This window comes from Arthrobacter sp. Y3225209 (assembly GCF_059090685.1).
This window is the reverse complement of sequence record NZ_JBNHFW010000034.1, coordinates 23,086-32,992: the sequence shown is the minus strand read 5'-3', so window position 1 is coordinate 32,992 and position 9,907 is coordinate 23,086. Positions and strand designations below refer to the sequence as shown.

At 65.8% G+C, this 9,907-nt stretch carries 7 protein-coding genes and 1 other RNA gene; 5 read left to right on the top strand and 3 right to left on the bottom strand.

Annotation, left to right across the window (positions count from 1 at the left end):
- The first annotated feature begins 938 nt into the window (after positions 1–938).
- From ffs to recR, 3 genes are all read left to right on the top strand, one after another.
- An RNA gene (gene ffs / locus AC5RVB_RS15225) (signal recognition particle sRNA small type) lies at positions 939–1,034 on the top strand.
- A 77-nt stretch (positions 1,035–1,111) separates the two neighbouring features.
- Entirely contained in the window at positions 1,112–4,537 is a 3,426-nt protein-coding gene (locus AC5RVB_RS15220; RefSeq protein ID WP_494143063.1) for a DNA polymerase III subunit gamma and tau, read from the top strand.
- Between the two features lie 128 nt (positions 4,538–4,665).
- Positions 4,666–5,262, top strand: coding sequence for a recombination mediator RecR (recR, locus tag AC5RVB_RS15215; RefSeq protein WP_227905842.1), 597 nt, complete (start codon positions 4,666–4,668; stop codon positions 5,260–5,262).
- A 14-nt stretch (positions 5,263–5,276) separates the two neighbouring features.
- Here recR and AC5RVB_RS15210 read toward each other — a convergent pair whose 3' ends face one another.
- Together AC5RVB_RS15210 and AC5RVB_RS15205 are read right to left on the bottom strand one after the other, a co-directional pair.
- Complete coding sequence (locus AC5RVB_RS15210; protein ID WP_227905844.1) at positions 5,277–6,341, bottom strand: ABC transporter permease; 1,065 nt, start codon at positions 6,339–6,341, stop codon at positions 5,277–5,279.
- On the bottom strand, positions 6,338–7,279 hold the full coding sequence (locus AC5RVB_RS15205) for an ABC transporter ATP-binding protein (protein WP_494143062.1): 942 nt from the start codon (positions 7,277–7,279) through the stop codon (positions 6,338–6,340). The genes AC5RVB_RS15210 and AC5RVB_RS15205 overlap by 4 nt, the downstream gene beginning before the upstream one ends.
- Before the next feature lie 230 nt (positions 7,280–7,509).
- Between AC5RVB_RS15205 and AC5RVB_RS15200 the strand changes: the two genes are divergently transcribed.
- On the top strand, positions 7,510–8,796 hold the full coding sequence (locus tag AC5RVB_RS15200; protein WP_227905850.1) for an aspartate kinase: 1,287 nt from the start codon (positions 7,510–7,512) through the stop codon (positions 8,794–8,796).
- A 77-nt stretch (positions 8,797–8,873) separates the two neighbouring features.
- On the opposite strand, the gene AC5RVB_RS15195 is transcribed toward AC5RVB_RS15200, so the two are convergent.
- Entirely contained in the window at positions 8,874–9,089 is a 216-nt protein-coding gene (locus AC5RVB_RS15195; RefSeq protein WP_227905852.1) for a hypothetical protein, read from the bottom strand.
- Between the two features lie 104 nt (positions 9,090–9,193).
- On the opposite strand from AC5RVB_RS15195, the gene AC5RVB_RS15190 reads away from it, so the two are divergent.
- Positions 9,194–9,664: a MarR family winged helix-turn-helix transcriptional regulator gene (locus AC5RVB_RS15190; RefSeq protein WP_227905854.1), complete on the top strand. Its 471-nt coding sequence runs from the start codon at positions 9,194–9,196 to the stop codon at positions 9,662–9,664.
- The last annotated feature ends 243 nt before the right edge of the window (positions 9,665–9,907 follow it).

The following is a 9,907-nucleotide window of genomic DNA, read 5'->3' as shown; positions in this document are numbered from 1 at the left end:
CCGGCCCGGTGAAGGGCACGGGAGTTGGACTCTGATTTTCGAAGGGGTTTGGCCGCCATGCTCGGGCGCTTTTTCAGCGTCCCTGCCGCGGCGACTTAGAAGACTTTACACAGGTTCGAGCCCACGTGCAACTCGGATCCGGGGTGACCCCGGACACTCTCTTTTTGTGCCATTCCAGGTGCCGGCTTGTGCGCCGTCACGAGGCATTTGGCCCGGCATGTTCGAGGTCCGTCCGCGCGATCGAAGCATGGCTGAACCCTTGAATCCCCCGCCACGGGTCGCCCGGGTACACCCTCCGCTGACGGGACTGTCCGGGCCTCTCCGTTCCGGCGCCCCATATCCATTTCCCCGGCACTCCTTATAGGGCTGAGCCCGCCATAAGGAAGAACCACCTATAGGGCTGCCCTCTCTACATGGCAGGACCGCCTCCAATGCACTGCCGCCGACACTGACGGGGCAGGACCCCACCGGTGTCAGGGCAACTTGGCAGCGGCAGGCAATCCGGGCCCGCGCCTGACCCCTTATAGGTGCGGCTCGTTATTAGGGGCGGCTCCTTATAGGTGCCACTCCTATAACGAACCGCTCGCCCGAATGCCGAATCCGAATGTTCCGCCTTATAGGGATGCCCCCGGCAGACGGGGTGCCCAGACCCTGACTGTCCCCTACCTACGGGGGCCCTGTGTGCGGGCGGCAGATAGGCGACATATAGGGGACACCTCTATAGCTGCCGGCCCTAAGGCAACCGTCGCCCCGTTTGTGCAGCCCGCGTATGTATATACCGGCCCCCGGCGTAGTAGTCCCGCACGTATGGGGGCTTCCGCCGAGATCTGGGCAGCAGCACCTGGTGCGCCTTCCCATGGGGAGGTCCACCAAAGCGGCTCGGGAGCGGGCCCCCGGCACCCCAGACCAAAGCTCGGGAAATTTCGGGTAGACTTGTTCGCGGCCCCTCATGTGGTGTCATCCTGTGAACTCCCCCAGGACCGGAAGGTAGCAAGGGTAAGCGGGCTCTGGCAGGTGCATGGGGGGTCTTTAATTTTCCCCGGAGAGTGCTTCGTCACCGCGCCGGGAGCCGGAGTGAAAACCGTCAGTGCCAACCGATAGGCTTCTATCTGTGAGTACAGCCCTTTACCGCCGCTACCGTCCCGAAAGCTTCGCGGATGTGATTGGCCAGGAGCATGTCACGGAGCCGCTGATGGCGGCCCTGCAAAAGAACCGCGTCAATCATGCGTATCTCTTCTCCGGACCCCGCGGCTGCGGTAAAACCACCTCCGCACGCATCCTGGCGCGCTGCCTGAACTGCGCCCAGGGCCCCACCCCCGTCCCCTGCGGCGAATGCGACAGCTGTGTCGAACTTGCCAGGGACGGATCCGGCAGCCTGGATGTCATTGAAATTGACGCGGCAAGCCACGGCGGCGTCGACGACGCCCGTGACCTGCGGGAGCGTGCCACCTTTGCACCCGTCCGGGACCGCTACAAGATCTTCATCATTGACGAGGCCCACATGGTCACGTCCGCCGGATTCAATGCGCTCCTGAAGATCGTTGAAGAACCGCCGGAACACATCAAGTTCATCTTTGCCACCACGGAACCGGACAAGGTCATCGGGACCATCCGCTCCCGTACCCACCACTACCCCTTCCGGCTGGTTCCGCCGGAGCCCCTGCTGGCCTACCTGGAAAAGCTCTGCGCACAGGAGAACGTCAGCGTGGCTCCCGGCGTTCTCTCCCTGGTTATCCGCGCCGGAGGCGGGTCCGTCCGCGACACCCTCTCCGTACTGGACCAGCTCATGGCGGGAGCCGGCCCCGAGGGCCTGGATTATGAGCTGGCCGTGTCGCTCCTGGGCTACACACCTGTATCGCTGCTGGACGATGTCGTGGACGCCGTCGCAGCTGCGGATTCAGCCACCGTTTTCCGTGCCGTGGACCGGGTTATCCAGACCGGCCAGGACCCCCGCCGATTCGTGGAGGACCTGCTTGAACGCTTCCGCGACCTGATCATTGTCAACGCCATGCCGGACAGCGCCGCCGCTGTACTCCGCGGCATGCCGGAAGACCAGATCAACCGGATGCAGAGCCAAGCTGCACAAATGGGTGGCAGCGAGCTCTCCCGTGCCGCCGACATCACCAATACCGCACTTACCGAAATGACCGGTGCGACTTCTCCGCGCCTGCATCTAGAACTGCTTTGCGCCCGCATCCTGCTGCCGGCGGCTGACCAGACCGAGCGCGGCACCGCTGCCCGGGTGGACCGCCTTGAACGGCGGCTCAGCTACGCCGGTGATCCCACCGAGGCCATGGGCCGCGCCGCAGCCGCAGCTTCACCGGTAAACACAGTCCCCGCAGCAGCGCCCACGGCGTCCCAGGCCGCTTCCCCTGCTCCGGCTGTGGACGAGGCGCCCTCAGCCCCGCGGGGAACTGATGTGGCAGCCACTCCGGCCCCCGGCAGCGAATCCCCGGCATCGGCAAACCGGAGCGACGACAGCTCTGCGGTGTCCTCCGGAAGCCAAGCCTCCGGTAGCCAGGCCTCCGGCAGCTCCCTGGATTGGGGCGGCACCTGGTCCACTCCGGTGGAATCCCCGGCCGCATCTGCTTCCCCGACTGCAGCGTCCCAGGCTGCACCCGCCCAGCCGGAATCGCCTCGCTCCGGCGCCGATCACAACAGCGCCTCACCGCAGGGCCCGGGGCAGCAGGGTCCGGGACAGCAGAGCCAGGGGCAGCGGGCTCCTGGACAGCACAGCCCGGCACAGCAGGCTCCCGGACAACAGACGCCGGCAACAACAGCTCCGCACCAGCCGGCACCACAGCAGAGCCAGTTCCCCGCGCAGGCACAGGCTCCACGCCAGCCGGCACCCGCTGCCGGTGGCGGCGGTCAGATTGAGATGATCCGCCGCGCCTGGCCGGAAATCATGGATGCCCTGACCAGCATCCGCCGCGCCACCTGGCTAAACGTCAGCAAGAACTCCAGTCCTCGGGCTTTCGACGGGAAAGTCCTCGAACTGGCGTTTACCAACCCCGGCGCTGCAACCAACTTCAACCGCCCAGACCATTTGGAGAACCTGCGTAAGGCCATCCACCAGGTCCTGGCGCTGGACTGCCAGATCAATCCGATCCATGACAGCTCGGCGTCAGCGGGTGAGTCGGGCCCAAAAGCCGATAGCCGGCGCGCGCCGGCATCCGCACCGGCAGCACAAGCCCCGGCTGCTGCCACCGCGCCAGTAGCCCCGGCTGCAGCGGCTCCGATGGCTCCCATGGCTCCCCCGGCCGGTGGAACCTCGGCAGCTGATTCAGCAGTGCGCGGAGCTTCCGCATCCGCACCTGCTTTCCAGAACAACCCGGGCCAGGCACGGCCGGATCTGGCTCGTTCGGACCAGGCTCGTTCGGACCAGAGCGCGCCGGCAGGGGCGGCGTGGGATAACCCCGCGACTCGGCCTGCGGCACAGGGCGCAACAGCGCGGACAGACGTTACAGCACCCGTTGCTGCTACCCCGGATTCCGCCACCCCAGCCAGTACGGCCGGGGCGAATGACACGGCGCGGAAAGCTTCTCCTGCGGCCGGCGATACCAGCGGCGCGGCATGGCCGATAGCCGCTGCGGGCACCACTACGGCGGGCACCCCTGCGGCCGGCACCACCAGCGGCGCGGCATGGCCGATAGCCGCTGCGGGCACCCCTGCGGCCGGAACCACTGCTGGAGCACCGGCGAACGGCGCACCGCCGCAAGCAGGCCCCGCGAACGGCGCGACCGTGAATGCGGCGTCCGCAGCACTTCGCCGCCGCTCTGGCGGTGCCCCCGGTGGTCCCGGCCAGGCAAGGTCCGGTTCCGGCCGCAGCGGCGGACGCCCCTCCCGCGGCACCGGCACCGACGGGCCGCCCGACGCGCCATGGCCGGACGAGCCCTCCGATCCGTTTAACGACGCGCCTGAAAGCAACGCCTGGGAAACTGCGGAGGCACCGACTGACGTGTACTCCGGCGGCCACCTGTCGGATTCCGAGTGGGCCACCACCAATTGGGCCGGCACCGGGTCCACCACCCGGCCGGGCGCGGCACCGGCACAGAACGCACCGGCGCCGTCCGGTCCTGCTTCCGTGCCCGGCACGCCGCAGGGGACCCCGGATGCCCGCGGCACAGCGGCTCAGGGCACAGCGGCTCAGGGTCAGGCAGCTCACGGCCCCGCAGGTCAGGGTGTGGGAGGACAGGGTGCGGCAGGTCAGCGATCCGCGGTTCCCGGTTCACCGGCATCAGCGGCAGGAGCCAGAGGGTCCGTTGCAGCGCCGTCTGCCCCTGCAGCACCTACCGCACCGGCGGGCAACAACCCGAACCAGCCGCTCAGCCGCTACCAGAAGCTGCTTAATGAAGCAGCTCAGCGCGGTGGCGGCGCCCCCGTGCGTGGAAGCCGGCCAGTAGAATCGTCCTACGTTGAAGACGTTCCCAGTGCTGATGACATCACATTGGAGGATTCCGGACTGGTAGGCCGCAAGGCCATTGAGCGGATCCTGGGCGGACGGCTCATCGAGGAACGCAGCCTCGACGGCCGCTGACCGTCGCGACGGTCAGCCCACGCATCCGGTGCCGGCCGGCAGCACCCGCAGCGGCGCTTCACCGGCCAGGCGCCGGCAACAGGCTCACCTGAGCTCCAAACGCAGATCAACCCAGCAGAGAAGGTTACGTGTACGAAGGTGCGGTTCAGGAACTTATCGACGAACTAGGCCGGCTTCCCGGCGTAGGACCGAAGTCTGCCCAGCGCATCGCGTTCCACATCCTGGAGTCCGATCCCGACGACATGAAGAAGCTGGCCACCGCCATTGTCACCGTGAAGGACCGGGTGAAGTTCTGCAGCGTCTGCGGGAACGTGACGGAGCAGGAAACCTGCAGCATCTGCCGCGACCCGCGCCGGGATCCGACCATGATCTGCGTGGTGGAGGAATCCAAGGATGTCATCGCGGTGGAACGTACCCGCTCCTTCCGCGGCCGGTACCACGTGCTGGGTGGCGCCATTAATCCGATTGCGGGCATCGGCCCGGACCAGCTGCGCATCCGTGAACTGCTGAGCCGGCTCTCGGATGAACAGATCTCGGAAATCATCATCGCCACCGACCCGAACCTCGAAGGCGAAGCCACCGCCACCTATCTGATGCGCATGCTGAAAACCCTGGGCATCACGGTCACCCGCCTCGCCTCCGGGCTGCCGGTGGGCGGCGACCTGGAATACGCCGACGAAATCACCCTTGGCCGCGCCTTCGAAGGCCGCCGGAACATGTCCTAGCGGTCCGCCGGGGGCTAGGCGATCCGCGTTCCCACTGACAGCCGGCGTACCGGCGTGACCAGCCGCCGTCGTCCGAGGGCCAGGAGCAGCGCTGCCAGGGCCGCCTGAACCGTCAGGCCCAGCGGCCAGATGGGCAGGACGTCGGGCGCACCGGCTTGCTGTTCCTCACCGTTGAAGCAGGGAACGGAGTAGGCGGGGCCCGCCTGCGCGTAACGGACCAGGGAACTGATGCCCTCCATGACGCCGGTGGAGCCGTTCCGCTCAGCATCGGCTGATTCTGCGGGCATCGCATCGGCAACAATGACAAACGGGTTCGCGGACAGCATCCAGGCAACCCGTTCGGTGTGGACCACGGATATTGGCGTTAGCGGGCCCTCGCAGGTGTATTCGCCCAAATCCTGGTCTCCGGAATACAGCTCGTAGTTATACCGGGGACTGTTGGATGAGCCCGTACCCTCCGTCAGCGTGACGCTGAGCCCGAAGCCGATCAGTGTGCCCAGGCCCAGCAGTGCCACCAGCATGTACGTCACCACAATGGAGAACAGCGGCCGGGAAGCCAGGACGGAGACACCCACCCCAATGGCGCAGACCATCCCCAGTTCCACCGCCAGCATCAGCACCGCCACCAGGGCGGAGAGCGGGCGCACCCCGCCCAGGGCCAGGGCCCAGAGCAGGAAGGGAATGCTGGCAACCAGGAACCCCAGCGACGCCGTCCAGGACGCCAACCACTTCCCCGCAAGGATCTGCCCGGGCCGCAGCAGGGTCACCTGCAGGATGGCCAGGGTTCCTGCAGCCCGGTCCCCGTTGACGGCATTGGCGGAAAACGCGGGCGCCACCAGCAGGCCGAAGAACAGGACAAAACCGACCATCAGTTCAAAGAGGACCGGCCCGCCCTCCCCCGCCCCGGCGTTCAGTGCGGTCAGTACGGCCACCAGGCCGATCACGAAGAACCAGACGGTCAGCAGCACATACCAGCTCCGTGAGCGCACCCGCTGCTTGATCTCGAGGAAAAAGACTGACCGGACCCCGTTCCAATAGCCGAGGGACGGTGCGGCCGTGCCGGGATTCTGCGTGCTCATCGGCGATCGGTGTCCAGACTCATGTAGGTTTCCTCCAGTGCCCCGCCGGCCGGCGCGAAGGCCGTGACCGCGACGTCGGCCAGTACCAGGGTGCGCAGCAGGTCCGCCGCGGCGTCCTCACCGGCCAGCCGGACCTGCACCTGCGGTCCGTGCCGGTCCCCGGGTTGGCGGTACTCGATGCGCTGCTCATCGATTTGGCGCAGCAGGGACCCCGTGTTCAGGGCACGGATGGTGTACCAGCGCGCCTGGGCGCCGGCGTCGGACAGTGACTGGGCCTTCACGGTCTCGCCGCGGGCAACAAACACGGCACGGTCGGCCATTTCATCCAGCTCGGACAGGACGTGCGAGGAGACCAGCACCGTTTTGCCCTCTGCGGCCAGCCGGCGCAGCAGCACCCGAAGGTCCACCCGCGACCCCGGGTCCAGGCCCGACGCCGGTTCATCCAGCAACAGCACTGACGGATCGTGGATCAGGGCCCGGGCCAGGCTCAGCCGCTGCTGCTGGCCGCGGGAGAGCACTCGGGCCGGCTGGTCGGCAAAGTCTTCAAGGTGGACGGTTTCCAGCAGTTCGGCAGCACGGGCCGCGGCATGGGTGCGGGTGAGCCCGTAGAAGGTGCCCACGGTGGCCAGGATTTCCGCGGAGGTCAGCGCCTCCCACGTGCCCAGTGTGTCCGGCATCCAGCCCACCGCTGAACGGACCTCCGCGGGATGGGTCAGCGGATCAAACCCGTTGATCCGCACCGATCCGCTGTCCGGGGCCAGCAGGGACGCCAGGATGAGGAGCAGGGTGGTTTTGCCGGAGCCGTTGGGGCCGATCAGGGCGGTCACTTCGCCCGCAGGCGCAGTGAAGTCCATGTTCCGGACCGCCTGCACATTGCCGAAACTGCGCTGGATGCCCTCGGCAACTATGCCGGTACCTGTCTCGGCTCTCTTCCCCATGGCGCCAGCCTAGGTTGCCGGATTGCAGCTTGCGGGACAGACTCACCACAACGTGACGTTAAGTGCATATTTCCCTTCTGTTTCGGCACTTCAGCAGACCGGCTATAGACTTTTTGGACGGACGCAGTGGGTCCCGCGGTCCGGTTTCCCGGGAAAAGACCCGGAACAATCCTGCCGCGCCGAAGATGCCGGGCACCAGCAACCACAACGAAATTTGGGAAAGTGTACGCATGAGCCTGATAGTGCAGAAATTCGGCGGGTCCTCCGTGGCGGACGCCGAAGGCATCAAGCGCGTCGCCAAGCGCGTGGTGGACACGCACGCTGCCGGAAACGAAGTTGTGGTGGTGGTTTCCGCCATGGGTGACAGCACGGACGAGCTGCTGGACCTGGCCGGACAGATCACTTCCCTGAGCAACGCGCGGGAAATGGACATGCTGCTCAGCGCCGGCGAGCGTATTTCCATGGCGCTGCTGGCCATGGCCATCAACGAGCTGGGCGGCTCCGCGCAGTCCTTCACCGGCAGCCAGGCCGGCATGATCACCGACGCCATCCACGGCAAGGCCCGGATCATCGATGTCTCCCCGCACCGGATCAAAACGGCCATCGAAAAGGGCGACATTGCCATCGTGGCCGGTTTCCAGGGCGTCAGCCAGGAGAGCCACGACATCACCACCCTGGGCCGCGGCGGCTCGGACACCACCGCCGTCGCGCTGGCTGCTGCCCTGGAAGCGGACGTGTGCGAGATCTACACGGACGTCGACGGCGTGTACACGGCTGATCCGCGCGTGGCCCCGAGCGCACAGAAGATTGCCACCATTTCCAGCGAGGAAATGCTCGAGATGGCGGCCTCCGGCGCGAAGATCCTGCACCTGCGCTGCGTGGAATACGCCCGCCGCTTCGGCGTGCCCCTACACGTCCGTTCGTCCTTCAGCCAGCATGAGGGAACCTGGGTACTGCCCAGCCCCGATGACAAGATCAAGATTCAAGAGGGAGAACCCTTGGAACAGCCCATCATCTCCGGCGTCGCCCATGACCGTTCCGAAGCCAAGGTCACCGTGGTGGGTGTTCCCGACATCCCCGGCAAGGCGGCGGAGATTTTCGGCATTGTGGCCGGGGCCAACTCCAACATCGACATGATTGTGCAGAACGTGTCCACCAAGGGGTCCGGCCGCACGGATATTTCCTTCACGCTGCCGATCATTGACGGCAAGGAGGCGATTGACGCGCTCAACGCCGCCAAGGAACAGGTCGGCTTTGACGCCATCCAGTACAACGAGCAGATTGGCAAGCTGTCGCTGATCGGTGCCGGCATGCGTTCAAATCCCGGCGTCTCGCACCGCTTCTTCGAGGCGCTGCATAATGCCGGGGTGAACATCGACATGATCTCCACCTCCGAGATCCGCATCTCCGTGGTGACCAGCGCCAAGCTGCTGGACACGGCAGTGCGTGCGGTGCACGCGGCGTTCGGGCTCGACGGCGACGACGAGGCTACGGTCTACGGCGGCACCGGGCGCTAAGCAGACATCAGAGAAAGAGGCCGGCACCTAAGGGTGCCGGCCGCTTTCCGTTCTGGCATACGGTGTGCTGTTATCCGCTATTCCGGCTTGCGGGAGACGATATAGCTGCTGCCGTCGGCCCGGGTGACGGTTTCCCACATGGCCTTTTCCTGCTCCTGCTGTGACTTGAGCAGCGCCTTGTTTTCCTCAGTCATCGGATGGTCCAGGGAACCCTGCTGCGCGGGCCCGAAAATCAGCCGCACCTTGCCCGTGGCCCGCATAAACCGGGATACGAAGCTTTCCTTCTCAACCATGCTGCTTACCTCTCCGACGGGATTCTGGCTCTATAGTACGCTAATAATTAGTGCACTAACTATCTGTTTCACCACCCCCACCTGCCTACCCAAAGGGGCGCATCATGGCAATCAATACAGCTCCTTCCGCAGAAGATGACCTGCTGCTCGAGCGCCAGCTTTGCTTCGCGCTCTCGGTCGCCTCCCGCTCCGTGGTGGGTGCCTACAAGCCGGTACTTGAGCGTCTTGGGCTGACCCACCCCCAGTACCTGCTGATGCTCGCACTCTGGGAAGAGAGCCCGCGCCGGGTCCGCGACCTGAGTGAGACCCTCCTAATGGAGCCGGCCACCCTCTCCCCCATGCTCAAACGCCTGGAGGCAGCGGGTCTGGTGAGCCGGGACCGCGCGCCGGGCGATGACCGGGCACTCGCCGTCGAGCTCACCGATGCCGGCCGGGCCCTGCGTGCTGCGGCACTGGAGGTTCCCGGAACCATGATGGATCGCCTGGGCCTGGACCGCACCGAGGTCGAAGAGCTCAACCGCAGCATGCACCGGCTGATTGCCGCCGCGCAGGCCGCTCCGGCATCCGCCCCGTAGCAGCAGAATTCCGCCTATCAAAATATTCGAAACGATAGTCTGAAAATGGCTACAAACCGGTAACAATTGATGTGTGATATATACAACCCATATTTTCCGGCATGCGGAAAAGTCGGTTGGAATTGATCCGGAAGCGCCACTATTCTCCCTAAGGTCCTGCTTAGCGCACACCCAAGGGCGCCGCACAGCGCCCCCGAGGAGAAGAGTCACGTGGCAACACGGCCAGCACACCAGCAGCACGAT

What these genes read in the sequence shown, in the direction of transcription:
- AC5RVB_RS15210 (WP_227905844.1), bottom strand. Translation starts at nt 6,341, where the DNA reads ATGAGCACGCAGAATCCCGGCACGGCCGCACCGTCCCTCGGCTATTGG.
- AC5RVB_RS15205 (WP_494143062.1), bottom strand. Translation starts at nt 7,279, where the DNA reads ATGGGGAAGAGAGCCGAGACAGGTACCGGCATAGTTGCCGAGGGCATC.
- AC5RVB_RS15200 (WP_227905850.1), top strand. Translation starts at nt 7,510, where the DNA reads ATGAGCCTGATAGTGCAGAAATTCGGCGGGTCCTCCGTGGCGGACGCC.
- AC5RVB_RS15195 (WP_227905852.1), bottom strand. Translation starts at nt 9,089, where the DNA reads ATGGTTGAGAAGGAAAGCTTCGTATCCCGGTTTATGCGGGCCACGGGC.
- AC5RVB_RS15190 (WP_227905854.1), top strand. Translation starts at nt 9,194, where the DNA reads ATGGCAATCAATACAGCTCCTTCCGCAGAAGATGACCTGCTGCTCGAG.